The following is a 23,946-nucleotide window of genomic DNA, read 5'->3' as shown; positions in this document are numbered from 1 at the left end:
TAAGCGGCAATTGCACTTTTAAAAAAGCTTTTATAAATGCAATTGCTGCTATGCAAATAACTTTACCAGCCAGCCGTATTTTCGCACAAAGCTCGTTTCGCTTTTGCCAGCTTGAACCGTTGCTCCGGCTAAAAAGGCTGATGCCAATCCTACCTTGGTGGCTGCAAAGCGCTTAAAGCGGTACTTTATTGCTGCATGGTGCTGGCGCTTTAATGCATGCTGTAAATCCATTTGCTTATTTAACGTGTCAACGTTCTCATTGGGTTCTTTAATTAGAAAATTAACGAGCATGGTTATTTCCTTATAGATTTAAAAGTTGCTTTAAACTTTTAATCGTTTTACTAAAGCCAATTTTATTGCTTAGGTATACGGTATTTCGCCAAAGCCAAATTAAACAAATTATTTGCGCGAGTGCAGCAGTAGCAAAGCTAAGCCAAACCGAGCCAAATAAATCATATACACCGTAGCCAATTGCACCTAGTAAGCCGGCCCACAACAAAATCAAACCACTGGCAAAACATCCTAAAAATATAGTGATCAACGCCATTGATCGTAACGACAGCTTCCACTCAGCCTTTGCAAGTTGGTGGGTAAGCTTTCCTTGCGTTTTATAATCCTCCTTGAGCTGGTCAGAGTATTCAATGATCTTTGCTATATGATCCTGCCAATCATCCTTTTGGCTAGGGTCATCAGTTGTTTGATTTTGAGCATTACCGTCCGTGGTTGCTGTTGTTTGTGAGCTACTCATTGTTTATTACTTACGACGAAATAGTGACGTTACAAGCATACCCGCCGCAAAAGCAATCCCCGCTGTTGCTAGCGGATTTTCTGAGGCAAAAGCACGCGTTTTTGCGCTGCACTCAGTTAGTTTTTCACGAGCAATAAGTTGTTTTTCGCTTAGTGCTTCTGCAGAGCTTGAAGCGCCTTTACGTACGCTTGACTCAGCAACTGATGCCTTGCTTGAAAGTGCATCTACTGCATCGTGTGCTACAGACGTTGCTTTTTCAGTCAACGGTGCCTCACTCTCTTTTTGTTTAAGATCAGGTTTCATGTTTGTTTCAGTATTCGGTTTTGTATTTGTTGCAGTAGCCATAATCAATCCTTAATAAATAAAATAAAAAAATTTAACTGGTGCTATAGCAGATGCAACGATTAAACCAACCATTAAAAATAATTTAACCACTTGATTTTATTGTTTTTATATATTTAAGGTAGGGTGCGTTAGATTAAATAAAAAGCAGCATGAAGTAAGTATTGCTGCTGTGCTAAGTAAATTTTACATGCCTATAAACCTAGGGCCTGTTTACCTTTCGAGATTTAATTTGCAGCAGTCTGTTTGGGATTTAGGCAAGGTAGAGCCTATGTAGTGTGGTTATTCCCCATAAATAGGCGATAACGACGTATAAATGTCAAACAGGCGCTGCCCGAAGGGTTCTGCCTAGGGGGCATTTACTCTTTGTTACTCGGTTTTTACTTAGCCCACTAGGTTACAAACCTCACGCCGCGATTAAATACCCCCTAGATTGAACAAATTATAATCCTTAAAGGTCAACAGGCCCTAGATTCATTTTTTTGTAATTATTCATTGATTATTCAGTAAGCAAATTATGTAAACCAAACGTTATTAGCAACGCTTTAAAAAAATTTTATCTACTACCTCCACTTTTTCCCACGTAATTCAATCGCTTTGCGTAAAGCCTTATTTTTTCTAGCTTAGCGAGACGTTAAAGCTGGTCAGCTTACTTGACAAAAAGGCTTGTCAAGCCCTAAACTGGAGCACTGTGGTAAAAAGTGGTTTTTAGTGGATCTAACTGGATCAAATTAATCGAAACTCGATTACACAATTTAAAAGTAGGCTTTTTATGTTTCGTGGCGCTAGTTCACTGAGCTTGGATGATAAAGGACGTTTTGCGGTACCGACTAAGTACCGAGACGCTTTGCTGTCTGAAGATCAAGGAACGGTAATATGTACCATTGCGCTAAACGAGCCGTGTTTATGGTTGTATCCTCTTGCACAGTGGCAAGAAATAGAAAGCCGCTTATCTAAAATCTCTAATATGAATCCACGCGCTCGCCGAATGCAACGTATGTTGTTAGGTAATGCCACAGAGTATCAACTTGATAAAAATGGTCGAATTTTGCTGGCGCCTTCATTGCGTAGCCACGCAGAACTTGGCAAAAAGATCATGCTAGTTGGTTTAATGAATAAATTTGAAATTTGGGATGAAGCGCGTTGGCACGAACAAATGCGCCAAGACACTGAGCTGGAGAGGCTCGGCGATTTTGAAGCAAACCAAGATTTAGATAATTTCACACTCTAACGGCACTAAAAAAGGCAAACACAAGCTAATGACTGCGCAATTTGAACACGTATCCGTATTAATGGACGAAACCATCGATGCTCTTGCAATTAAGCCAGACGGCATATACATGGATGGTACTTTTGGACGTGGCGGACACTCAGGTCAAATACTTGCTCGACTTGGTGAGCAAGGGCGTTTACAGGCCATTGATCAAGACCCACAAGCAATAAAGTCGGCTGAAAAATTTGCCGATGACGCACGCTTTGCTATAGCTCACACCCGCTTTTCTAACTTATACGATGTTGCAGAGCAAAACGATCTGTTAGGTAAAGTTGATGGCATTTTATTAGATATTGGGGTGTCCTCCCCCCAGCTTGATGACGCAGAGCGTGGCTTTAGCTTTATGAAAGACGGCCCTCTTGATATGCGCATGGACCCAACAAGTGGGCGCAGTGCAGCGCAGTGGCTAGCCGAAGCTGAGCTTGAAGACATTACCCATGTAATTAAAACCTACGGTGAAGAAAAATTTGGTAAGCGTATTGCCCACAAAGTACTTGAGGTAAGAGAGCACACGCCAATTACCACAACCAAGCAACTTGCCGATTTAGTCGATGAAGCGGTGCCCGTTAAAGATAAATTTAAACACCCAGCCACACGTACATTTCAGGCAATCAGAATTTACATAAACAGTGAGCTGGAAGAAATTCAAACCGCACTGCAAGCCGCTGTAAAAGTATTAAAGCCAGGTGGGCGTTTAGTGGTTATTTCGTTTCATTCACTTGAAGACAGAATTGTGAAGCAATTTATTAGAAAACAGAGTAAGGGAGAAGCGATACCCAGAGGTCTGCCTTTAACCGACGCACAAATAAATAAAAACCTGACGTTAAAAGCAGTGGGTAAAGCTATTAAACCAAGTGCTGAAGAAATTGAGCGTAATCCACGCTCTCGCAGCTCAGTACTTAGGATTGCACAGAGGCTTGGATGAACACTAAAGCGAATCATCGCCAACCCAATTTATTTTTAGAAATATTAAAAGGCCTAGGAGCTAACAAGCTAACCTCGGCCTTGTTGGTTGTGATATTCGCTTCAAGCTTTGCAGTAGTGCAGGTTACGCACTCGGCTCGCGCGCAGCTAATTAAGCAAGATACGCTGCTACAAGAGCGAGATGAGCTCGACCTTGAATGGCGTTATTTACTTGTAGAAGAAGAGTTTTATTCGCAGCATGCGCGCATTGAAGAAGTTGCTACCACGCAGCTTCAAATGAAGCGCCCTACCAGTCAGGATGAACAGGTAATAATAATACAATGAGAAATCGCGGCAAAAAACAGGTCAATAACTTAATCACATGGCGCTTTATGTTGGTGTGCACTGTGGTGTTTTTAGTGTTTGTAACACTGGTGTCGCGTGCTGCCTATTTACAAGTTATTGAGCCAGATAAAGCCCGTTCAGAAAGCGATAAACGCACTGTTCGTGTAGAAAAACTACATGTACAACGCGGTATGATCTTCGATCGTCAAGGCAAAGAGCTTGCTGTAAGTGTGCCTGTAGTCAGTGTGTATGCCGATCCTAAAGCATTGCATAAGTCACTTGTTGCTAAAGTTATAAAACAAGCACGTAAAAACGGTGAAGATCATAAAACGCTTGCAGAAAATGCCGCTGAGCTTGATAAGCGTACTTCTGTTTATTATGAAAATGATCTGCGTTGGCGTGAGCTGGCAGATGTATTACGTATCGAGCCTAAAAAAATAAATTCGCGTTTATTAAATGATCCCACCCGTCGTTTTGTGTATTTAAAGCGCCAAGTTACACCGGCGGTTGCCAACTACATTAGCCAATTACGCTTACCTGGTATTCATTTGTTAGATGAGTCTAAACGTTATTACCCTGCAGGAGAGGTAACGGCCCACATTATTGGTTTTACAAACATTGATGGAAAAGGCATAGAAGGCATTGAAAAACTCTACGAAAATGCCTTAACAGGCGAAGAAGGCCGCCGCACTATTCGTAAAGATGCCCAAGGCCGCGAAGTTGAAGTATTAGATGAGCGTGAGCGTGTAGAGCCTGAAAATATTCAGCTGAGTATTGATCAACGTATCCAAGCAATTGCTTATAAAGCAGTAAAATCTGCTGTACTCACATATAAAGCGACATCGGGGTCGGCCATGGTGGTTGATGTTAAAACCGGTGAAGTTTTGGCCATGGTAAATAGCCCATCATTTAATCCAAATAATTTGAACGATGCACAACCACATAAACGCCGTAACCGCGCAATTACCGATTTGTTTGAACCAGGCTCAACCGTTAAGCCACTAGCCATTTTAGCTGGGCTAGACTACGGCGCAATTAAAGCCGACGACACCATTGATACCTACCCAGGTTGGATGCGTTTAGGCGGCAGTTTAGTAAAAGATACCCGTAACCACGGTGAAATGACGCTTCGCGAAATTCTAAAGTATTCATCAAACATGGGCGTGGCGAAGGTAACGCAGCAAGTACCTAAAGATTACTTAGTTGGCTTATACCAAAAAGTGGGCTTTGGTAGCGATACCGGCACAGGCATGGTTGGCGAAAGTAGTGGTTTATTTTATCCAAACCGCCGCTGGTCTGACTTTGAAATTGCTACGTTATCGTTTGGTTATGCTATTTCGGTAAGTACGGCGCAAATGGCCCGTTTTTACACCATGTTAGGCGCCGGTGGGATTAATCGTCCGTTAACGATTTTAAAGCAAGACGGTGTGCCAGAAGGCGAGCGTATTTTTAAACAAAAAGACGTAGAAGCCGTTGTTCACATGATGGAAAGTGTGTTTGAAAAAGACGGTACAGCCCGAAACATAAAAGTAGATGGCTACCGTGCGGCAGGCAAAACCGGTACTTCTAAAAAGGCGGTTGCTGGTGGTTACGGTGATGAATATGTAGGTTATTTTGCAGGTGTAGCACCAGCAAGTAATCCACGCTTGGCTGTGGTAGTGATGATAAATGAGCCCGGTGGCGATGTGTACTATGGAGGTGCCACCGCAGGCCCTGCATTTGCAGAAATCGTCTCTAACGCATTAAGAATATTAAACGTAGCCCCTGATAAGGAAGAAGTGGCTTACGTAAAAGGTAAAGATAACGATGCGTGATTTAAAGGCTATTTTAAAATACATCGACATAGATGCACCTTCGCAGCTAGTTAAAGATTTACGCCTTGATAGCCGTGATGTAACGCCAGGCGATGTATTTGTGGCTATAAAAGGCCATGCGCTTGATGGCGGACAGTTTATTGCCAAAGCAATTGAAAACGGCGCTACAGCCATTATTGCCGATAGACTGTGCGAATTTGATGTTACTTTTGAGCCACTGTATTTAGTAACTGAGCTTGATAAAAAACTCCCAGAACTGGCGAGTCAATTTTATCAAAACCCAAGCCAATCTCTCGATTTAATTGGTGTAACGGGCACTAATGGCAAATCTACAACAACGGCTATGATGGCGCATTTAGCGCAGTTTTGTAGTACCCCTTCGGCCATTATAGGCACATTAGGTTATGGCCACCCCGATACACTTACGCCACTTATTAATACCACGCCTTCGGCTGTTGACTTGCAGCACATATTGCATGACTTAAAACAGCAGCATAAAAAGCTTGTGGCGATGGAGGTTTCATCGCACGGGTTAGTGCAACAGCGTGTGGCACAATGCCAATTTAAAGCGGCGGTATTTACTAATTTATCGCGCGATCACCTTGATTACCATGGCGATATGGCAAGTTATGGCGACGCCAAGCTTATGCTGTTTCGCGATTTTGACCCACAGTTAGTGGTGCTTAATCAAGACGATGGGCAAGCAGAGCAATGGCTTGAAAAATACAGTTTTAATAACCTTATTTGTTATGGTCGTAAAAATTTAGCGCCGAAAAATGCACAGTATGTGTATTTTTCTGATGTTGAGTATTCTAAAAATGGTATTTCGGCGCAATTGAGCACAAGTTGGGGTGATATTAGCGTAACATCGCCTCTATTTGGTGAGTTTAACTTATATAATTTAACTGCGGCACTGGCAACATTGTTGGGGCTAGGTTATCCGCTTGAGCAGTTAGCCGCCGGATGCGCGCATTTGCACCCCGTTGCTGGGCGTATGCAAGCGTTTAGCGAAGTTAATTTACCTACGTGCGTTGTTGATTACGCCCATACGCCTGATGCGCTTGCTCTGGCTTTACAAGCACTGCAAAAGCATGTGCCTGGTGGGGTTAGTTGTGTTTTTGGTTGTGGCGGCGACAGAGATAAAGGTAAGCGTGCCTTAATGGCGCAAGCGGCAGAGCAAAATGCAGATAAGGTTATTGTTACCAGCGACAATCCGCGTTCAGAAAACCCAGATGCTATTTTGGCAGATGTGGCAGCGGGTTTATCGCAGCCTGAAAAAGCCCATTTAGAGGCTGATAGAGCAAAAGCCATTCGCTATGCAATAGAAAATGCAAATGCAGATGACGTAATTTTAATTGCCGGCAAAGGCCACGAGGATTACCAAATTATTGGCGATCAACGTATCGACTTTTGCGATCGCAGTTATGTAAAAGAACAACTAAAAAAAGCAGTAAGAGGGATAACTCAATGATCCCAATGGACTTTGATTGGCTGGCAAATGTGCTAGCAACCGATTATCTAGGTGATAATCTCAATGTAGTAAATATTAATACCGATACCCGCAGCATTTGCGACGGTGAGGTGTTTTTAGCTTTAAAAGGGCCTAATTTTGATGGCCATAAATTTATTGCTGACGCTAAACAAAAAGGCGCTATTGGCGTTATTGTTCAGCATAAAGTAGATGTAGATATTGTGCAGTTTGTTGTTAGCGATACCCGTATTGCATTAGGTAATATAGGTGCGGCAGTTATGGCGCAGGTAAACCCTAAAACCATTGCCATTACGGGCAGCGTGGGTAAAACAACGGTAAAAGAAATGTGCGCCGCTATTTTATCGGTGCACGGAGATGTGCTTGCTACAAAAGGTAATTTTAATAACGATATTGGCGTACCACTTACGCTATTACGTTTAGAGCCGCAGCACCGTTTTGCTGTTATAGAGCTTGGCGCTAATCATTTAGGCGAAATTGCTTACACTACCGCCATGGCAAAACCCGATGTAGCTGTGGTGTGTAATGTGGCCGCAGCGCATTTAGAAGGCTTTGGCAGCCTAATGGGGGTTGCTAAGGCAAAAGGTGAGATTTTTGATGGCCTAAAAGACGATGGCGTTGCCATTGTTAACTGCGATAGCGAATTTAGCCAATACTGGCTTGATAAATTAAAAGGGCGCACTGTTAAGTGTTTTTCAAGTACTGAAAAACTTGATATTTGGGCTGAAAATATCAGCCTAGATGAAAACGCTCGCGCGAGCTTTTTATTGTGTACACAAGAGCAAAAAGTACCTGTAACGCTTGCTCTTCCTGGTAAGCACAACGTGAGCAATGCCCTTATTGCCGCGGCTTTAACCAGCGAGTTTGATGTATCACTTGAAGAGATAGCCACCGCACTTGCCACCATGGGCGATGTTAAGGGGCGGGTAAATTTAATAAAAGTAACTGATTCACTGACCGTTATTGATGATACCTACAATGCAAATGTTAAGTCGGTAAAAGCAGCAATTGATTTATTAAGTGATACTCAAGGGCACCGTATTTTAGCTCTGGGCGATATGGGAGAGCTTGGTGAGCAAGCCAGAACTTATCATCAAGAAGTAGGCGAATACGCCAAACAACAAGGCATTGATGAGCTGTATACGCTGGGTGTGTTAAGTAAATACGCAAGCGATGTATTTGATAAGCCAAACCGTCATTTTTCTAACCGCGAAGAGATGCTCAAGCAAATTCAAACCAGTCTTAATAACACAAACAACAAAACCACGCTTGTGGTGAAAGGATCGCGCAGTTCTCGCATGGAATTATTAGTAACCGATTTAGTAAATGGCCAGCAACAAGCCATCAATGGAGTATCATAATGTTAGTTTGGCTGGCAGAGTATTTAACCCAATATTACAGTGGCTTTAATGTTTTTTCGTATTTAACCCTACGTGCCATTTTAGGCATATTAACAGCGTTAATGATGTCGCTTTATTTTGGCCCTAAGCTCATTCGTTCGTTACAAAAAATGCAAATTGGCCAAGTAGTGCGTGATGATGGCCCAGAATCTCACTTATCTAAAAAAGGCACTCCTACTATGGGAGGCTTACTTATTTTAGGCGCCATATTTACCAGCACCTTATTATGGGCTGACTTATCAAACAAATACGTATGGGCAACCTTATTTGTAATTGGCTCATTAGGTTTAGTGGGCTTTATAGATGACTACCGCAAAGTAATACGTAAAGACCCTAAAGGGTTAATTGCTAAATGGAAGTATTTTTGGCAATCGGTTATTGCTCTAGTAGTGGCAACTGCACTGTATGCTACGAGTACACAAGCGTCAGAAACCTCACTTGTTGTGCCATTTTTTAAAGATGTATTGCCACAACTAGGCTTGTTTTACATTGTAATTACTTACTTTGCATTAGTGGGTACTTCAAACGCGGTAAACCTGACTGATGGCTTAGATGGCCTGGCGATTGTGCCGACTATTTTAGTGGCTGCTGCACTGGCGATAATTGCTTATTTAACCGGTAATATTAACTTTTCGGCTTACTTACATATCCCGCATTTACCGCTTGCTAGTGAGCTGGTGGTTGTGTGCACCGCTATTGTTGGCGCTGGGTTAGGCTTTTTATGGTTTAACACATACCCAGCACAGGTGTTTATGGGAGATGTAGGGTCGCTGGCACTTGGCGGCGCGCTGGGCATTATTGCTATTTTAGTACGCCAAGAGCTACTGCTTATTATTATGGGCGGCGTGTTTGTAATGGAGGCTTTATCGGTAATTTTACAAGTGGGCTCATACAAATTACGCGGGCAGCGCATTTTTAGAATGGCGCCGATTCATCATCATTACGAGCTAAAAGGTTGGCCAGAGCCACGTGTTATTGTGCGCTTTTGGATAATTTCAATTGTGCTAGTACTTGCTGGCCTTGCGACATTAAAGATTCGATAAATGCAGTATTTAAACGAGATAAAAAACAAACATATAACAGTGCTCGGACTCGGTGTAACCGGTCTGGGCATTGTGCGTTTTTTATTATCTCATGGTTTTGCACCAAAGGTCGTTGATAGCCGTGTTGCGCCACCAGGTATGGATTGGCTAAGCGAGCATGCTCCTGAGCTTAATACGCATTTTGGTGATTTAGCTAGCGCCGCGCTTTGTAAAACCGATATGATCATCATAAGCCCCGGGCTTAGCTTAAAAATTCCCGCAATTGCTCAAGCAATAGAGTCAGGCATTGAAGTAATTGGTGATGTAGAGCTATTTGCTCGTATAAATACAAAACCGGTTGTTGCTGTTACAGGCTCTAATGGTAAATCAACCGTTGTTACCTTAGCCTACGAGGTATTAAAAGCAGCAGGTTATAAGGTGGCATTAGGTGGCAATATTGGCACTGCGGTATTGGATTTACTAAGTGATGATTTTGATGTGTATGTGCTGGAGCTTTCAAGTTTTCAGCTGGATACCTGCTCAAGCTTAAAACCAATAAGCGCAGCGGTATTAAATATATCTGAAGATCATTTAGATCGTTACGACAGCTACCAAGCCTATATCGACTCTAAATTAAGCATTTATAACAATGCTGAGCTTTTAGTAAGCAACGCAGATGATATTCAAACTAAGCCTATTAGTCGCGCTTTAGCGCCGCAAATGAGCTTTGGCACCGACCACGGTGATTACCACTTAGCTGAGCGCAATAATGAGCTGCACTTTATAGTAAAAGGCGAGGCGTACTTACCTGTTAGCACGCTTGCGGTCGTTGGTAAGCACAATTACTTAAATACACTTGCGGTTATGGCGTTATTAAGCCCGTTTGATATTAGTAAAGAGCAGTACGCAGCGGCGCTTTGTCAATTTAATGGTTTAGCGCACCGTTGCCAGTTTGTTGATGAGCAACATGGTGTTCAATACTTTAACGACTCTAAAGCCACCAATGTTGGCGCCACTATAGCGGCAATAGATAGTTTGGCCTCAGATCACGAAAACCTGATTGTAATAGCCGGTGGTGATGCTAAAGGCGCTGATTTAAGTGCGTTAAAGCCATATATAAAAAGTCATGTAAAAGCGCTTGTATGCTTTGGTAAAGATGCAGCAGAGCTTGCTGCTTTAACGAGTAAATCGCACTTGGTAAACACAATGCAAGAGGCGGTATCGCTCGCTAAAGTACTTAGCAAGCGCGGTGACATTGTATTACTTGCGCCTGCCTGTGCCAGCATTGATATGTATAACAACTACATGCAACGCGGTGATGACTTTGTGCAATGTGTAATGGAAGGGCAATTATGATTGCCTTTGCCGATTTAAAAGAAACACTCACCCCTAAACCCTCAGCACAGCTTTACGATGTGCCACTGCTTTATTGCATGTTAATGCTTATAGGGGTGGGTTTTATAATGGTGACCAGCGCCTCAATGCCCACAGCCGAAAGGCTGTTTGATAACTCATACCATATTACCATTCGCCACAGCATGTTTTTAGCGATGGCATTTGTTTTATTTTGGATTGCCGCCAGCGTGCCTATGGATTGGTGGAAACGCTCAAACCCGTATTTGTTGCTGCTTGGTATGGTGCTACTTATTGCCGTGTTAATAATAGGCCGCGAAGTCAACGGCGCTAAGCGTTGGATACCCATTGGGCCTGTTGGTTTTCAGGTGGCCGAGGCCGCTAAATTATACTTTTTCAGTTATATAGCAGGCTACTTGGTAAGAAAGCGCGAAGAAGTACAAGAAAATATTAAAGGCTTTGCTAAGCCTATCGCTGTATTTGCGGTATATGCCTTACTTATTTTACTGCAGCCCGATTTAGGAACCGTGGTGGTTATGTTTGTAACAACTGTGGGGCTGTTATTTTTGGCCGGCGCAAAGTTATGGCAGTTTTTTGTACTTATTTTAACGGGCGTAGGGCTTGTTGTATTACTGATTATTGTAGAGCCATACAGAATGGCGCGAGTGGTGGGCTTTTTAGACCCTTGGGAAGACCCATTTGGTAAAGGGTATCAGTTAGTGCAGTCGCTTATGGCCTACAGCCAAGGTGGCTGGTTTGGCCAAGGGTTAGGTAACAGCGTGCAAAAGTTACAGTATTTACCCGAGGCGCATAACGATTTTATTTTTGCCGTTATAGGTGAAGAGCTAGGCCTTGTAGGTGTAGCAAGTATTTTATGTGTGTTGGCTGTGTTTGTATTTAGGGCGCTTTTAATAGGCCAACAAGCTTTAAAATGTGGCAAAGAATACGAAGGCTATTTTGCGTTTGCTATTGGCATTTGGTTTGCGTTTCAAACCATGGTTAATGTAGGCGCCAGTGCAGGGTTATTACCGACTAAAGGGTTAACCTTGCCGTTTATTTCGTATGGTGGTTCAAGTTTATTAATAATGACGATTGCCACCGGTATTTTATTGCGTGTTGATTTTGAAACCAAAATGGCAACCAAACAAGCCACCTCACGCGGAGGTAAGCGATGAGTAAAAAATTAGTAGTTGTGGCCGGTGGTACAGGTGGGCATATATTCCCAGGTATTGCTGTAGCCGATTATTTAAAAGAGCAAGGCTGGCAAGTAAGCTGGATAGGCACGCCAGATAGAATGGAAGCGGATGTTGTACCAAAGCATAACATTGAGATTGATTTTATTAATGTAAAGGGCGTACGCGGTAATGGCTTAAAGCGTCTTATTAAAGCCCCATTCATGGTACTTAATGCAATATTGCAGGCGCGTAAGGTATTGAAATCTCAGCAACCAGATGTAGTGCTTGCTATGGGCGGCTATGTAACCGGGCCAACCGGCATTGCCGCTAAAAGTTTAGGCATTCCACTGGTGATTCATGAGCAAAATGCAGTAGCAGGAATGAGCAACAAGTGGTTGGCAAAATTTGCTAACAGAGTACTTGCTGCGTTTCCAAGCGCCTTTGCACCAGGGCAAGCCGAATTAGTCGGTAACCCAGTACGTGCAAGCGTTGCTAATGTAGCTAAACGTGATGTTTCAAGCCCTATTAATATTTTAGTGGTAGGTGGCTCGTTAGGCGCACAAGTGCTTAACCAAACACTGCCAGGGGCGTTTAATTTACTTGCTAAAACAGCGCCAATTAAAGTGTGGCACCAAACAGGTAAAGGCCATATTGAGGGTGTGAAAAGCGCGTATGCGAAAAACAACATTGCAGATGAAGAGCTAAAAGTTGCTGAATTTATAGATGATATGGACGCCGCCTATGCGTGGGCCGATATTGTGATTTGCCGTGCTGGTGCACTGACTGTTAGTGAAATTGCCGCCGCGGGTAAAATGGCTGTGTTTGTGCCGTTTCCACATGCGGTAGACGATCATCAAACCGCCAACGCAAAATATTTAGTAACCGCAAATGGCGCGCTTTTAATGCCTCAGCCGCAGTTTAATAAAGATTCAATAGTTGAGCTATTAAACCCGTATTTGGCAAAGCCTATATTAATTAAACAAATGGCCAGCAATGCTAAGCAGCAAGCCATTTTAGATGCCACAGCAAGCGTTGCCTCGCACTGTGAGCAAGTAACAAATAAGAGAAAATAAGTGAAAGATAAGTCAATACAAGAACAACAAACTCGACCTGCTATGCGTCGAATAGAAACCATCCATTTTATTGGTATTGGTGGTGCGGGTATGGGCGGCATTGCTGAAGTACTGGCTTTTGAAGGCTACCGCATTACAGGCTCGGATATAGCGCACAGCGCAATGACTGAACGCTTAATTAAAGCCGGTGCAGAAGTATTTATAGGCCATCACGAAAACAACGTAAAAGATGCCAACGTAGTTGTTGTTTCAAGTGCTATTGACGAAACAAACCCTGAGATTATTGCTGCAAAAGCAGCGCGTATACCGGTAGTTCGCCGTGCAGAAATGCTTGCCGAATTAATGCGTTTTCGCCATGGCATTGCTATTGCGGGCACACATGGTAAAACCACAACAACCAGTTTAATTGCCAGCATTTATGCTCAGGCAGGGCTTGATCCTACTTTTATTATTGGCGGCTTATTAAATAGCGCGGGCAGTAACGCAAAAGTGGGCAAGAGCGACTTTTTAATTGCTGAGGCAGATGAAAGCGATGCATCGTTTTTACATTTACAGCCTATGGTATCGGTGATCACCAATATTGAAGAGGATCACATGGAAACCTATGGCGGCAGCCTTGAGAAAATGAAAGACACTTATGTGGACTTTATTCATAACCTGCCATTTTATGGCTTAGCCGTAGTGTGCATAGACTCGCAGGTAGCAAGTGAGCTGATCCCGCGTTTTGGTCGCCCTGTGATCACGTATGGCGAGTCAAAAGATGCCGACTACCGCATGAGCGACTTTAGCCAATCAGCAAGTACTTGTACTTTTACAGTGACACATAAAAGCGGTGAAAGCTTAAGTGCAACGCTTAATATGCCAGGTAAGCACAACGCACTTAATGCCACGGCGGCAATTGCAGTGGCTAAAGATCAAAACATTGCTAACCACGCAATTTTAGAGGCGCTGCAAAAATTTGAAGGCATAGGACGACGCTTCCAGCATTATGGCAATTTTGAAAACGAGCGCGGCAATGTCATGCTGGTGGATGATTACGGACATCACCCATCAGAAGTTGCTGCCACCATTGCAGCGGTACGCGAAGGCTGGCCAGAAAAACGTTTAGTTATGGTTTATCAACCGCACAGGTTTACCCGTACACGCGATTTATACGAAGACTTTGTAAAAGTATTGGCAGATGTAGATCAACTTTTATTACTAGATGTGTACAGTGCCGGCGAAGAGCCTATTGTTGGCGCAGACAGTAAAAGCCTGTGCCGCAGCTTACGTCAGCGCGGAAAAGAGCCTCTACATGTAGCAACGAGCGCAGAGCTTGCTGGTGTGCTGGCCGATAACTTACAAAATAACGACTTAGTTTTAACGCAAGGCGCTGGTAATATAGGACAATTGGTTAAAACATTAGCGGCAACAGGTATGTCGGTGGAAAAATTAAAGCAAGGTGAAGTATGACGCAAGAAAACGCGCAATTTGGTAAAGTAGCAGTACTGCTTGGGGGTAACTCAGCAGAGCGCGAAGTGTCACTACGTTCAGGGCAAGCGGTGCTTAATGCACTACAAAATGCCGGCGTTGATGCCATTGCTTTTGACCCGCAAAATCGCTCTTTGTGGGAGCTAAAAGAATTACAGGTCGATCGTGTTTTTATTGCTTTGCATGGCCGTGGTGGCGAAGACGGTACAGTGCAAGGCGCACTTGAATTTATGAACTTGCCATACACGGGCAGCACTGTATTAGGCTCAGCCTTGGCAATGGATAAAGTCCGTTGTAAGCATTTATTTAAATCTGCAGGGCTAAGCACAGCGCCTTATGCAGTTGTTGATGCTAAAAAAGGCTTTGATGCAAAAGCTATTATGGATGAGTTTAAAAAAGTAATGGTTAAGCCATCGCACGAAGGCTCAAGCATAGGTATGGCGCAAGCAAGTACCGCTCAAGAGCTTGAAGATGCCCTTACACACGCTTTTAAGTTTGATAGCCAAGTGTTAGTAGAGCAGTGGATAACCGGACGCGAATTTACCGTGACGGTATTAGGCGATGAAGTACAGCCTGTGATTGAAATGACGACTCCAAATGGTTTTTACGATTACCAAGCTAAGTATCAATCAAATACAACACAGTATCATTGCCCTGCAGATTTATCGGCGCAAGATACACAGCACTTACAGGCTATCTCGTTAGAGGCGTTTGATTTAGTGGGTGCAAGCGGCTGGGGCCGTGTAGATGCCATGCAAGATGAGCAGGGGAATTTTTATTTATTAGAGGTAAATACAGTCCCTGGCATGACCGAAAAATCGCTGGTACCCATGGCGGCAAAAGCAAATGGGGCAACATTTGAGCAATTAGTTGTTCGCATTTTGGGGCAAACGCTTTAATATGCATCCCCTTTTAGAAAAAGCTCAACAGTTAAAACAGCAACTTAACTTTAATTGGTCGCTAATTTTTGGTGTGAGTTTTTTTCTGGTGGTAGTGATTGGGCTCGTGCAAATAACTACCGGTGTATCTGATTGGCTAGTAGAGAACAAAGATGCACAAATAAAGCACTTAACAGTGCTAGGAAAGCCCAAATACACTGACGAAAAGGCCATAATAAAATCAATAAAAAAGGCCGATTTAAGCAGTTTTTTTGAGCTAGATGTAAAACGCGTACAGCAACTGGTAAAAGATTTACCTTGGGTTGCAACCGTATCGGTACGCAAGCAATGGCCCGATACAATACAAGTGTACGTAGTTGAACACGAAGCCGTAGCCCATTGGAATAGCGATTTACTGCTGAACCAAAGTGGCGATGCCTTTGAAGCAAGTAGCGATAAACTCGCCAATGATTTACCGCAACTTTACGGCCCAGAAGGCAGCGAAAAAGAAGCGTGGATTGCCTTTAAGCAGTTTGACGAAATGCTAAAGGTAAATGCGTTAACGCTAAAAAGCTTAGCCCTTTCGGAGCGTTTTTCGTGGCAGTTATGGTTAGATAATGGTGTGCGCTTAAATTTAGGGCGCAAAGACAAAGCAAAGCGAGTACAGCGGTTTATAGATGTGTACCCGCGCATGGAAAAGCGTGCAGATGCACAAATAGATGCAATAGATTTACGCTATGATACCGGCCTTGCAGTTAGCTATAAGCCTGTGCAAGAACAGCAATTACAAAATAAGAGTAAGGCATGACTAAGTCAGCAGAAAGAAACCTAGTGATTGGATTAGACGTTGGTACCTCAAAAGTGGTGGCCACGGTAGGTGAAATCACCGCAGATAACAAGCTCAGCATTGTTGGTGTGGGCAGCCAAGTATCTCATGGTATGGATAAAGGCGGCGTTAACGATTTAAACTTAGTGTCTGAGTCGATTCGCCGAGCAATAGATGAAGCCGAGTTAATGGCTGATTGTCGTATTAGCTCAGTGTACTTAGGGATTTCTGGCAAGCACATACAATGTCAAAACGAAAGCGGCGTGGTTGCTATCAATAATACAGAAGTAACCGATGAAGACATTGAAAATGTAATTCATATAGCGCGCTCTGTGCCTATTTCGGCCGAGCGTAAAATGCTGCATGCATTACCGCAAGAATACAGCATTGATATGCAAGAGGGCATTAAAAACCCCCTTGGTATGAGCGGTGTACGTATGGAAGCACGTGCACACATTATTACTTGCTCAAACGACATGGCTAAAAACATTGAAAAATGTGTTGAGCGCTGTGGTTTAGAGGTTGATCAGCTTATATTTACCGCACTTGCATCGTGTTACTCGGTTTTAACCGATGACGAAAAAGAGCTTGGTGTAGCGGTACTTGATATTGGTGGTGGTACAATGGATATCACTATTTATATTAACGGGGCATTACGCCACTCTTCGGTTATCCCAGTGGCGGGTAATCAAGTAACCGGTGATATTGCAAAAATATTTCGTACACCTATATCACATGCTGAGTCACTCAAAGTACAATATGCATGTGCAAGTAGCCAAATGGCCAGTAACGAAGACACCATAGAAGTACCAAGTGTAGGCGGGCGACCAGCACGATTAATGTCGCGCCATACTTTATCTGAAGTGGTAGAGCCTCGTTTTAGAGAATTATTTGAATTAGCGATGGAAGAAATTCGTCGCTCAGGTTTAGAAGACCAAATTGCGGCAGGCCTCGTTATTACAGGCGGGACTGCTAAAATGACTGGCGCAATGGAAGTGGCTGAAGACATTTTCCAAATGCCAGTGAGAATAGGCAAACCAATCGGGATAGTTGGTTTGACAGACTACGTAGACGATCCTTCGTACGCAACCGCTGTAGGTTTGTTACAATACGGGCGCACTATGCAATCGATGAATGCACAAAAGTCGAAAGCAGAGGATAATAATAATTGGTGGAACCGCATTACTAAATGGTTCCAAGGCGAGTTTTAAAGTACTCAAGTCGGAGAGTAAACATGTTTGATATGATGGAACAACACAGCGAAGAAGCTGTAATTAAGGTAATTGGCGTGGGCGGTGGCGGCGGTAACGCTGTTGAGCACATGGTAAAACAACAAATAGAAGGCGTGCGCTTTATAGCCGCAAATACGGATGCGCAAGCATTACGTAATTCCGCTGCCGATATTACCGTACAACTAGGCACGCAAATAACCTCAGGGTTAGGTGCAGGTGCAAACCCAGAAGTAGGCCGCGAATCGGCTGAAGAAGATGCAGAAACAATTCGTGCCAGCCTTGAAGGCGCAGATATGGTATTTATTGCTGCCGGCATGGGTGGTGGTACAGGTACTGGTGCTGCACCAGTGGTTGCTAAAATTGCCAAAGAATTAGGTATTTTAACGGTTGCTGTAGTAACGCGTCCTTTTGACTTTGAAGGCAAAAAGCGCGCAGCAGCTGCTGAACAAGGCATTAACGAATTGTCAGAAATTGTAGACTCACTTATTACAATTCCGAACAATAAATTGCTTAAAGTTTTAGGTAAAGGGACTACACTGTTAGATGCCTTCGCTAAAGCAAACGACGTACTTTTTGGTGCGGTTCAAGGTATTGCTGAGCTAATTACACGTTCTGGTTTAATTAACGTGGATTTCGCCGACGTACGTACCGTAATGTCAGCAATGGGTACTGCCATGATGGGCACAGCCTCTGCATCAGGCCCAGATCGTGCTCAAGAAGCTGCAGAAGCGGCTATCTCAAGCCCATTACTAGAAGACGTTGATTTAACCGGTGCTAAAGGTATTTTGGTTAATATTACCGCGGGTATGGACATTGCGATTGAAGAATTTGAAATTGTGGGTAACCACGTTAAAGCGCTAGCGTCTGAAAATGCAACCGTAGTTGTGGGTGCAGTTATTGACCCAGAAATGAGCGACGAGTTACGTGTAACTGTTGTTGCTACGGGTTTAGGCGGCGATCGTCGTCCGCAGTTTGGTATTGTTGATAACGGCTTTAAAAAGGCATCAGGTTTTGATGTAGCAAGTTCATCAAACCAATCTAGCAGCATGTACGTACCAAGCTTTGCAAGCCAAGGCACAAGCACTGAAGAAACGACGCCAAGCACACAAGTAGAAAGCAAAGAACAAGCGCCATCTACAAGCTCAAGCAACACGGCAAGTTCATCAGCGCAAAACAGTAAAAAAGCGGATAAATCAGAAGGCGGAGATTATTTTGATATTCCGGCTTTTTTACGTAAGCAGGCTGATTAACATTTACTAATGCTTTTGTTTGAAATATGTACAAATATTGAAAGGCAAAAGGATTTATGTTAAACTCCGCCGTCTAACTGTAACTGATTTAAAAGTGAGCGAACCTATGATTAAACAGCGTACGATTGCACAAGTAGTCAAAGCCATAGGAATTGGACTTCATAAAGGTGAGAAGGTCACAATAACTCTCCGACCTGCGAGCGCAAATACCGGGATTGTATTTCGTCGTGTCGACCTTGATCCGGTTGTTGATTTTGAAACAACACCTGAAGCCGTTGGTGATACGCAGCTGTGTACCTGTTTAATTAACAAAGATGGCGTTCGCTTATCAACGACTGAGCACCTAATTGCAGCGGTTGCTGCAATGGGTATCGATAATTTAATTGTTGAATTAGACAGCTCAGAAGTGCCGATTATGGATGGTAGTGCATTACCGTTCATTTATTTGTTACAAAAAGGCGGCATTGAAGAGCAAAATGTTGCGAAACGCTTTATTCGTATAAAAGAAAAAGTACGTATTGAAGAAGGCGATAAATGGGCCGAAGTAGAACCATATGATGGTTTTCATATCGACTTTGAAATTGCCTTTGATCACCCGGCCATTAATGAAAGCCGCCAGCGCATTGGTTTAGATATTACTGCGCAAAGCTTTACTGAAGAAATTAGCCGTGCACGTACGTTTGGTTTTATGAAAGACATTGAATACATGCATGCTAATAACCTAGCACTTGGTGGCAGCATGGACAGCGCAGTAGTACTTGATGACTTTAAAGTACTAAACCCAAATGGTTTGCGCTACAGCGATGAATTTGTAAAACACAAAATATTAGACTGTGTGGGCGACATGTTTATGACAGGTCATAACCTACTAGGTAAAGTAACGGCTTATAAATCGGGTCACGATTTAAATAATAAGTTACTTCGCAAAATTATGGCAACAGAGTCAGCGTGGGAGTGGGCAACATTTGAAACGCCTGTTACGATGCCTGCACCCGGCCTTGAATTAGCGACGGCCTAATTTAGTATTTTTTAAAAATACACGCTCACAAACAGTTATAAAAAATGACGCTTAATAGCGTCATTTTTTTGCCTTAAATTAGCGAGTTGTAGCTAATTACTATTAATTTTTAATAATTAACGCGCAGCTTAAAGCGCTAAAATTGCTGGTAACTGTGCCAGTTCAGTTATGGTGTAGGTTGGGCTTATGCCTGCTGGTAACTGCTCGCCTGGGTGCTGTAGCCAACAGGTATCAATACCGGCATTATTGCCTCCTAAAATATCGCTAGAGGCAGTGTCGCCCACCATTAATATTTTGCTTTTGTCTGGGTTACCCATAAGCTCAAAAGTGTGCTCAAAAATAGCCTTGTTAGGCTTAGCAATGCCTACCAGTTCCGAAATAACCAGCCAATCAAACATGTTTTCAAGGCCGGTATGCGCTAGGCGCAGGGCTTGCAAACGTGCAAAGCCATTAGTAATAATACCCAATCGTGCATGCGGTTTTAAGGCATTTAGTAAATCGATTGCGCCGGGGAGTGGTTCACAAATTTGTGCCATAGCATCTAAGAATGCATCGTTTAGCTCCTTAGCGGGTACCCCTAATTTTACAGCCCACTCGTTAAAGCGGGTTACTTGTAAGTAATCGGCGCTAATTTTTCCATCTTGATAATCTATCCACAGCTGCTTATTAGTTTTTTGGTAATGGATGTAATCGGCTTGGGTAAACTCAATGTTGTACGCTTTAAACATGCGGGTCATTCCCGCTAAAATATCAAACCTGAATAGTGTTTCGTCTGCATCAAACAGTACATAACTGTATTTCATTAATTTTCCTGATAAAGGCTAGGGTGTAAAAAAGGAGCCATAGCTAAGGTAAGCGCTTGGGTGTAGGTGCTTTGGCGAGTGGCATGATTGTTTGTGAGAAGCCCTATCGCGCCGCCTTTTTGCTTAACATTATGAGTGTTAAATGCTTTATCCATTACATCGCCAAGCTCTTCTCCGCTTAGCAGCGCGTTATATAACACTTGCGGTAACGGCAGGTTACTGCTGCGTCCTATCGCTTGCTCAGAGCCATTATTAATAACAACATAGGCAAAGGTTGCAGCACCATAGCTAAATTGCTCTGCACCGCCTTCCATTGCACAGTAGTAATCTGCTTGGTACATGTTTTTACAGTAAGTAACTCGGTTTTGTGCGCCTATACGGGTTTGTTCCTCGCCAATTGGTTGATCGGGAACATTTGAGGGAGCATCAACGCCTTGGCAATCAATTTCGTAACTAGGAAAGTACATTGCAAAAATATGTTTTGCAGCGTTAATTTTTACTGGGTTTTTAGAGCCCACAATAATTTTTAATGAGTGCGACACGTTTTCCCCTCACTGTTAGCAAAAGCAGCAGTGTACGTCAGAAGTGTAAATCATAAAAGAGGGGCTAAATGGGTATATCTAAAGGGGCTAGGTTTTCAAGAGCTCGCTTTTTAACAATAATGTCTTTAATTAGCGGAGTAAGCACCAGCTCCATTGCTAAACCCATTTTACCGCCTGGCACCACAAGGGTATTTATACGTGACATAAAGCTGCCTTCAATCATCTGTAAATAATACGGAAAATCAACGTCATCAATTCCTCTAAAGCGAATAACCACAAAGCTTTCATCTAGCGAAGGTATATCTTTTGCACTAAATGGGTTTGACGTATCAACCGTTGGCACACGTTGAAAGTTAATATGGGTGCGCGAAAACTGCGGTGTGATGTGGTTAATGTAGTCATCCATACTGCGTACAATGGAGTCCATTACTTTTTCGCGAGAGTGGCCGCGGTCTTGCGTATCGCGGATCAATTTTTGGATCCATTCAAGGTTAATAATAGGCACCATGCCTATAAGCAGATCCACGTGCTTAGCTACATCATGATCCTGATCAACCACGCCACCGTGCAAGCCTTCGTAAAACATTAAATCAGTGTTTGTTTCAAGATCTTGCCAAGGGGTAAAGGTCCCCGGTAATTGATTGTATGGCACTGCTTCGTCAAAGGTATGTAAGTATCGGCGCAATTTGCCTTGGCCTGTTTCGCCGTAGGTACCAAATAAGGTTTCTAATGCGCCAAAGTCATTGGCTTCACGGCCAAAATAACTTATGTGTTTACCTTCTTGTTGTGCTTCGCGTACTTTTTTATCCATTTCTGGGCGCGTGTAACGATGAAAGCTATCTCCTTCGATAAAAGCCGCATCAATGTTGAGGCTACGAAAAATATGTTTAATTGCATTGGTGGTAGTGGTAGTTCCCGCACCCGACGAACCTGTAATAGCAATGATAGGATGTTTAGCTGACATGTATTTTCTCTTTTTTAGGACCAAGTTAGTTATAAAGAGTTGACTGACTTAGGTCAAGTGACGCCATCGGCAAATAACGTTATCATGAGGTGCTTAAAAATAAAACGAGAGAAAGCATGAAACTTATTAAACCATGGCTTGGGCTAGTCTCTTTAGCGGCGCTAAGCCTTGCTACAGCGCAGGCTAGCATGCCTAAAAGCCAAATATTACTTGCTGATTTAAATACACCCTACGGTATGCAAGTGAGTATAGTGAGCGACAAAAACAGCTATAACAACCAACCTTATTTAACAAACCAGGGTATTTATTTCACCCATGAAGTTATTTCAAGCGAGCAAAGTCAAACCGATATTGCCTATTATGATTTAGCAACCAAGCAAGTAAGCAACATAACAAATACGCCAGTGAGCGAATATTCGCCCACTGTTATGCCTTCAAAACAAAGTTTATCGGCGATTGTGGTAGAGCAAGATAGCAAACAAAAGTTGTGGCAATACCCACTTGATACTGAGCAAGCACCGAGCCGTATTTTTGATTGGATTGAACCTGTCGGCTACCACGCGTGGGGCGCTCAAAACGACTTAGTGATGTTTATTTTAGGTGAGCCACATACTTTGCAATATACTTCGGTTGCTGCGGCAAAAGGCGAGGTGGTAGCAAGTAACATAGGGCGTACGCTTATTTATAACAGTAAAACCGCAACATTTTTATTTAGTTACACAAAAAATGATCAGCATATTTTAGCAAGCTTTAACCCGCAATCTAAACAGGTAGAAGATTTACTTAGATTGCCAGAGCAAGTACAAGACTTTATTTTAAAAGATGCTAATACAGTGGCTTATGCGGGTAAAAACCGTGTATATATGCGTAATTTAAGCGGCACCGATGAGGTTTCTCAATGGCTTAACTTAAGCCCATATTGCGAGACAAACATAACGCGAATGAGTTATAAAAACGACAAACTTGCCTTTGTATGCGATGTAAAATAATTCGGACTTTGCAGCGCGTATAGGCTAATGTAATGCACAATTAAACATTAAAGGGATCACCACGTGGCTTATAGTGCAGATGAGTTAACAGAGCAGCTCATTCAGTTAAAGTGCAGAAGCAACTTTAAAATTAAAAACATTGCTGAGTACATGTTAGCAAATTCTAAAGAAGCAATTTATACCCACAGCGAAGCGGGTAAAGGCAAAATAATTATTCGCCCAGCCTTTGAAGTGTTTAGCGATGATTTTGCAACAATTGATGAGGTAACACGAGTACAAGGTTATTTTCATAGTAGCGAGATGACACGCTTTCCTACACGTATTCACAAAAGTGCGCAGCCGATTCACTATGGTGTGGCCTTTAAAGTTAACTCAGAGCAAGCAGCAAAAGACTTTATTGCCAAGCTAACACAGATTATTAACGGGTAAATAAAAGCCGCTGAGTGAATAACTCAGCGGCTTCTTTAATTATACATATTTACTTTTAATTAAGCTTACTTGCTTTTTAAAAAGTCATTAACTGATGCCAGTTCACGCTTTTTAAGCGCAATACAGTCATGGGTACTTTCTTCAAGCTTGCTTAGCGTACGCGCGTAGCCCGGTGTTTCTTCAATTTTATCTTTAAAGAATGCTTGCGTGGTTGCTAAACTTTGTTCATCACAACGCGCGGTAGTAAAGTACGGTAAGTTAGGCACAAAAAACGGCGGTAAGCTTTGTGTTACCTTGTCGTAATTGTTGTATATCCACTCAATAAATAGTGCTTGGCGTGGCTCGCTATAACTTTGACCCGCTAAAATAGTGCGCATATCAGACGCGGTTACTTCGTCGGTTAGGGTGTACGCTAATACCTGCTTTTGTAACTGCGCTTTACCCATAAAGCCCATTGCTGCCAGCATGTTTGTGCGTACTTGTGGATCTTTAGTGGTTTTAAAGGTTGCCATAAATTGATCAAGTAATGCTTTATCCCCATTATAGGCGGCAAGTTTTAAATAGGTAGCTGCTAAATACGGATCCACTTTTTGCGGATCGTTTAAGTA

Annotated in this window: 25 protein-coding genes; 18 read left to right on the top strand and 7 right to left on the bottom strand. The window is 42.9% G+C overall.

What is annotated here, in order from left to right; all coding sequences use genetic code 11:
- Positions 1 to 48 precede the first annotated feature (48 nt).
- Genes B2R65_RS10150 through B2R65_RS10140 form a run of 3 tightly spaced genes read right to left on the bottom strand, consistent with a single transcriptional unit; the run spans position 49 to position 1,093 of the window.
- Positions 49 to 291: a hypothetical protein gene (locus B2R65_RS10150; protein WP_004589129.1), complete on the bottom strand. Its 243-nt coding sequence runs from the start codon at positions 289 to 291 to the stop codon at positions 49 to 51.
- A gap of 10 nt (positions 292 to 301) precedes the next feature.
- Entirely contained in the window at positions 302 to 748 is a 447-nt protein-coding gene (locus B2R65_RS10145) for a threonine/serine exporter family protein (protein ID WP_004589130.1), read from the bottom strand.
- A 6-nt stretch (positions 749 to 754) separates the two neighbouring features.
- Complete coding sequence (locus B2R65_RS10140; protein ID WP_004589131.1) at positions 755 to 1,093, bottom strand: hypothetical protein; 339 nt, start codon at positions 1,091 to 1,093, stop codon at positions 755 to 757.
- 769 nt (positions 1,094 to 1,862) lie between these two features.
- Here B2R65_RS10140 and mraZ point away from each other — a divergent pair.
- From mraZ to lpxC, 16 genes are all read left to right on the top strand, one after another.
- Positions 1,863 to 2,321, top strand: a complete 459-nt coding sequence (gene mraZ / locus B2R65_RS10135) for a division/cell wall cluster transcriptional repressor MraZ (RefSeq protein ID WP_004589407.1) — start codon at positions 1,863 to 1,865, stop codon at positions 2,319 to 2,321.
- 28 nt (positions 2,322 to 2,349) lie between these two features.
- A complete protein-coding gene (gene rsmH, locus B2R65_RS10130) occupies positions 2,350 to 3,288 on the top strand; it encodes a 16S rRNA (cytosine(1402)-N(4))-methyltransferase RsmH (protein ID WP_004589408.1) in 939 nt (312 codons plus the stop codon).
- The gene (gene ftsL, locus B2R65_RS10125) at positions 3,285 to 3,611 is read left to right on the top strand and encodes a cell division protein FtsL (RefSeq protein WP_024033306.1); all 327 of its coding nucleotides are present in this window, start codon (positions 3,285 to 3,287) and stop codon (positions 3,609 to 3,611) included. Before rsmH ends, ftsL begins: the two co-directional genes overlap by 4 nt.
- A complete protein-coding gene (locus tag B2R65_RS10120; RefSeq protein ID WP_029774064.1) occupies positions 3,608 to 5,425 on the top strand; it encodes a penicillin-binding transpeptidase domain-containing protein in 1,818 nt (605 codons plus the stop codon). The genes ftsL and B2R65_RS10120 overlap by 4 nt, the downstream gene beginning before the upstream one ends.
- Positions 5,418 to 6,896, top strand: a complete 1,479-nt coding sequence (gene murE, locus B2R65_RS10115; RefSeq protein WP_286742293.1) for a UDP-N-acetylmuramoyl-L-alanyl-D-glutamate--2,6-diaminopimelate ligase — start codon at positions 5,418 to 5,420, stop codon at positions 6,894 to 6,896. Before B2R65_RS10120 ends, murE begins: the two co-directional genes overlap by 8 nt.
- Positions 6,893 to 8,275 (top strand): UDP-N-acetylmuramoyl-tripeptide--D-alanyl-D-alanine ligase, encoded by a 1,383-nt coding sequence (locus B2R65_RS10110; protein ID WP_286742291.1) that lies wholly within the window; start codon positions 6,893 to 6,895, stop codon positions 8,273 to 8,275. Before murE ends, B2R65_RS10110 begins: the two co-directional genes overlap by 4 nt.
- A complete protein-coding gene (gene mraY, locus B2R65_RS10105; RefSeq protein ID WP_004589413.1) occupies positions 8,275 to 9,357 on the top strand; it encodes a phospho-N-acetylmuramoyl-pentapeptide-transferase in 1,083 nt (360 codons plus the stop codon). The genes B2R65_RS10110 and mraY overlap by 1 nt, the downstream gene beginning before the upstream one ends.
- Entirely contained in the window at positions 9,358 to 10,692 is a 1,335-nt protein-coding gene (gene murD / locus B2R65_RS10100; RefSeq protein ID WP_286742289.1) for a UDP-N-acetylmuramoyl-L-alanine--D-glutamate ligase, read from the top strand. It abuts the gene before it with no gap.
- The gene (ftsW, locus tag B2R65_RS10095; protein ID WP_004589415.1) at positions 10,689 to 11,864 is read left to right on the top strand and encodes a cell division protein FtsW; all 1,176 of its coding nucleotides are present in this window, start codon (positions 10,689 to 10,691) and stop codon (positions 11,862 to 11,864) included. Before murD ends, ftsW begins: the two co-directional genes overlap by 4 nt.
- Positions 11,861 to 12,937 (top strand): undecaprenyldiphospho-muramoylpentapeptide beta-N-acetylglucosaminyltransferase, encoded by a 1,077-nt coding sequence (gene murG / locus B2R65_RS10090; protein ID WP_286742288.1) that lies wholly within the window; start codon positions 11,861 to 11,863, stop codon positions 12,935 to 12,937. Before ftsW ends, murG begins: the two co-directional genes overlap by 4 nt.
- Before the next feature lie 42 nt (positions 12,938 to 12,979).
- Entirely contained in the window at positions 12,980 to 14,389 is a 1,410-nt protein-coding gene (gene murC, locus B2R65_RS10085) for a UDP-N-acetylmuramate--L-alanine ligase (protein WP_051063459.1), read from the top strand.
- Positions 14,386 to 15,306 (top strand): D-alanine--D-alanine ligase, encoded by a 921-nt coding sequence (locus B2R65_RS10080; protein WP_024033298.1) that lies wholly within the window; start codon positions 14,386 to 14,388, stop codon positions 15,304 to 15,306. Before murC ends, B2R65_RS10080 begins: the two co-directional genes overlap by 4 nt.
- Position 15,307: 1 nt before the next feature.
- The gene (locus B2R65_RS10075; RefSeq protein WP_286742285.1) at positions 15,308 to 16,093 is read left to right on the top strand and encodes a cell division protein FtsQ/DivIB; all 786 of its coding nucleotides are present in this window, start codon (positions 15,308 to 15,310) and stop codon (positions 16,091 to 16,093) included.
- Positions 16,090 to 17,322: a cell division protein FtsA gene (gene ftsA, locus B2R65_RS10070; protein WP_004589420.1), complete on the top strand. Its 1,233-nt coding sequence runs from the start codon at positions 16,090 to 16,092 to the stop codon at positions 17,320 to 17,322. Before B2R65_RS10075 ends, ftsA begins: the two co-directional genes overlap by 4 nt.
- 23 nt (positions 17,323 to 17,345) lie before the next feature.
- Positions 17,346 to 18,593: a cell division protein FtsZ gene (ftsZ, locus tag B2R65_RS10065; RefSeq protein WP_286742282.1), complete on the top strand. Its 1,248-nt coding sequence runs from the start codon at positions 17,346 to 17,348 to the stop codon at positions 18,591 to 18,593.
- A 106-nt stretch (positions 18,594 to 18,699) separates the two neighbouring features.
- Complete coding sequence (lpxC, locus tag B2R65_RS10060) at positions 18,700 to 19,611, top strand: UDP-3-O-acyl-N-acetylglucosamine deacetylase (RefSeq protein WP_004589422.1); 912 nt, start codon at positions 18,700 to 18,702, stop codon at positions 19,609 to 19,611.
- 128 nt (positions 19,612 to 19,739) lie between these two features.
- On the opposite strand, the gene yjjG is transcribed toward lpxC, so the two are convergent.
- The 3 genes from yjjG to B2R65_RS10045 all read right to left on the bottom strand — a co-directional run bounded on the left by yjjG (position 19,740) and on the right by B2R65_RS10045 (position 21,920).
- Positions 19,740 to 20,414 carry a pyrimidine 5'-nucleotidase gene (gene yjjG / locus B2R65_RS10055; RefSeq protein WP_286742279.1) on the bottom strand — a complete coding sequence of 225 codons (675 nt, stop codon included), beginning with the start codon at positions 20,412 to 20,414 and terminating at the stop codon, positions 19,740 to 19,742.
- Positions 20,414 to 20,956 carry an inosine/xanthosine triphosphatase gene (gene yjjX, locus B2R65_RS10050; RefSeq protein WP_004589424.1) on the bottom strand — a complete coding sequence of 181 codons (543 nt, stop codon included), beginning with the start codon at positions 20,954 to 20,956 and terminating at the stop codon, positions 20,414 to 20,416. Before yjjX ends, yjjG begins: the two co-directional genes overlap by 1 nt.
- A gap of 64 nt (positions 20,957 to 21,020) precedes the next feature.
- Complete coding sequence (locus B2R65_RS10045; RefSeq protein ID WP_004589425.1) at positions 21,021 to 21,920, bottom strand: phosphoribulokinase; 900 nt, start codon at positions 21,918 to 21,920, stop codon at positions 21,021 to 21,023.
- A 116-nt stretch (positions 21,921 to 22,036) separates the two neighbouring features.
- Here B2R65_RS10045 and B2R65_RS10040 point away from each other — a divergent pair, with 116 nt between their 5' ends.
- Positions 22,037 to 22,909, top strand: coding sequence for a TolB-like translocation protein (locus B2R65_RS10040; RefSeq protein ID WP_286742276.1), 873 nt, complete (start codon positions 22,037 to 22,039; stop codon positions 22,907 to 22,909).
- A 63-nt stretch (positions 22,910 to 22,972) separates the two neighbouring features.
- Positions 22,973 to 23,338 carry a hypothetical protein gene (locus B2R65_RS10035; protein ID WP_286742274.1) on the top strand — a complete coding sequence of 122 codons (366 nt, stop codon included), beginning with the start codon at positions 22,973 to 22,975 and terminating at the stop codon, positions 23,336 to 23,338.
- A gap of 65 nt (positions 23,339 to 23,403) precedes the next feature.
- On the opposite strand, the gene B2R65_RS10030 is transcribed toward B2R65_RS10035, so the two are convergent.
- On the bottom strand, positions 23,404 to 23,946 hold a 543-nt coding region (locus B2R65_RS10030), incomplete at its 5' end, for an ERAP1-like C-terminal domain-containing protein (protein WP_286742272.1).

The organism is Pseudoalteromonas sp. UBA2102 (assembly GCF_002331165.1).
Taxonomy (GTDB): Bacteria; Pseudomonadota; Gammaproteobacteria; order Enterobacterales; family Alteromonadaceae; genus Pseudoalteromonas; species Pseudoalteromonas atlantica.
The sequence above is the reverse complement of the archived record's forward strand: the minus strand, read 5'-3'. Positions and strand labels throughout refer to the sequence as shown.

What these genes read in the sequence shown, in the direction of transcription:
- B2R65_RS10150 (WP_004589129.1), bottom strand. Translation starts at nt 291, where the DNA reads ATGCTCGTTAATTTTCTAATTAAAGAACCCAATGAGAACGTTGACACG.
- B2R65_RS10145 (WP_004589130.1), bottom strand. Translation starts at nt 748, where the DNA reads ATGAGTAGCTCACAAACAACAGCAACCACGGACGGTAATGCTCAAAAT.
- B2R65_RS10140 (WP_004589131.1), bottom strand. Translation starts at nt 1,093, where the DNA reads ATGGCTACTGCAACAAATACAAAACCGAATACTGAAACAAACATGAAA.
- mraZ (WP_004589407.1), top strand. Translation starts at nt 1,863, where the DNA reads ATGTTTCGTGGCGCTAGTTCACTGAGCTTGGATGATAAAGGACGTTTT.
- rsmH (WP_004589408.1), top strand. Translation starts at nt 2,350, where the DNA reads ATGACTGCGCAATTTGAACACGTATCCGTATTAATGGACGAAACCATC.
- ftsL (WP_024033306.1), top strand. Translation starts at nt 3,285, where the DNA reads ATGAACACTAAAGCGAATCATCGCCAACCCAATTTATTTTTAGAAATA.
- B2R65_RS10120 (WP_029774064.1), top strand. Translation starts at nt 3,608, where the DNA reads ATGAGAAATCGCGGCAAAAAACAGGTCAATAACTTAATCACATGGCGC.
- murE (WP_286742293.1), top strand. Translation starts at nt 5,418, where the DNA reads ATGCGTGATTTAAAGGCTATTTTAAAATACATCGACATAGATGCACCT.
- B2R65_RS10110 (WP_286742291.1), top strand. Translation starts at nt 6,893, where the DNA reads ATGATCCCAATGGACTTTGATTGGCTGGCAAATGTGCTAGCAACCGAT.
- mraY (WP_004589413.1), top strand. Translation starts at nt 8,275, where the DNA reads ATGTTAGTTTGGCTGGCAGAGTATTTAACCCAATATTACAGTGGCTTT.
- murD (WP_286742289.1), top strand. Translation starts at nt 9,358, where the DNA reads ATGCAGTATTTAAACGAGATAAAAAACAAACATATAACAGTGCTCGGA.
- ftsW (WP_004589415.1), top strand. Translation starts at nt 10,689, where the DNA reads ATGATTGCCTTTGCCGATTTAAAAGAAACACTCACCCCTAAACCCTCA.
- murG (WP_286742288.1), top strand. Translation starts at nt 11,861, where the DNA reads ATGAGTAAAAAATTAGTAGTTGTGGCCGGTGGTACAGGTGGGCATATA.
- murC (WP_051063459.1), top strand. Translation starts at nt 12,980, where the DNA reads ATGCGTCGAATAGAAACCATCCATTTTATTGGTATTGGTGGTGCGGGT.
- B2R65_RS10080 (WP_024033298.1), top strand. Translation starts at nt 14,386, where the DNA reads ATGACGCAAGAAAACGCGCAATTTGGTAAAGTAGCAGTACTGCTTGGG.
- B2R65_RS10075 (WP_286742285.1), top strand. Translation starts at nt 15,308, where the DNA reads ATGCATCCCCTTTTAGAAAAAGCTCAACAGTTAAAACAGCAACTTAAC.
- ftsA (WP_004589420.1), top strand. Translation starts at nt 16,090, where the DNA reads ATGACTAAGTCAGCAGAAAGAAACCTAGTGATTGGATTAGACGTTGGT.
- ftsZ (WP_286742282.1), top strand. Translation starts at nt 17,346, where the DNA reads ATGTTTGATATGATGGAACAACACAGCGAAGAAGCTGTAATTAAGGTA.
- lpxC (WP_004589422.1), top strand. Translation starts at nt 18,700, where the DNA reads ATGATTAAACAGCGTACGATTGCACAAGTAGTCAAAGCCATAGGAATT.
- yjjG (WP_286742279.1), bottom strand. Translation starts at nt 20,414, where the DNA reads ATGAAATACAGTTATGTACTGTTTGATGCAGACGAAACACTATTCAGG.
- B2R65_RS10045 (WP_004589425.1), bottom strand. Translation starts at nt 21,920, where the DNA reads ATGTCAGCTAAACATCCTATCATTGCTATTACAGGTTCGTCGGGTGCG.
- B2R65_RS10040 (WP_286742276.1), top strand. Translation starts at nt 22,037, where the DNA reads ATGAAACTTATTAAACCATGGCTTGGGCTAGTCTCTTTAGCGGCGCTA.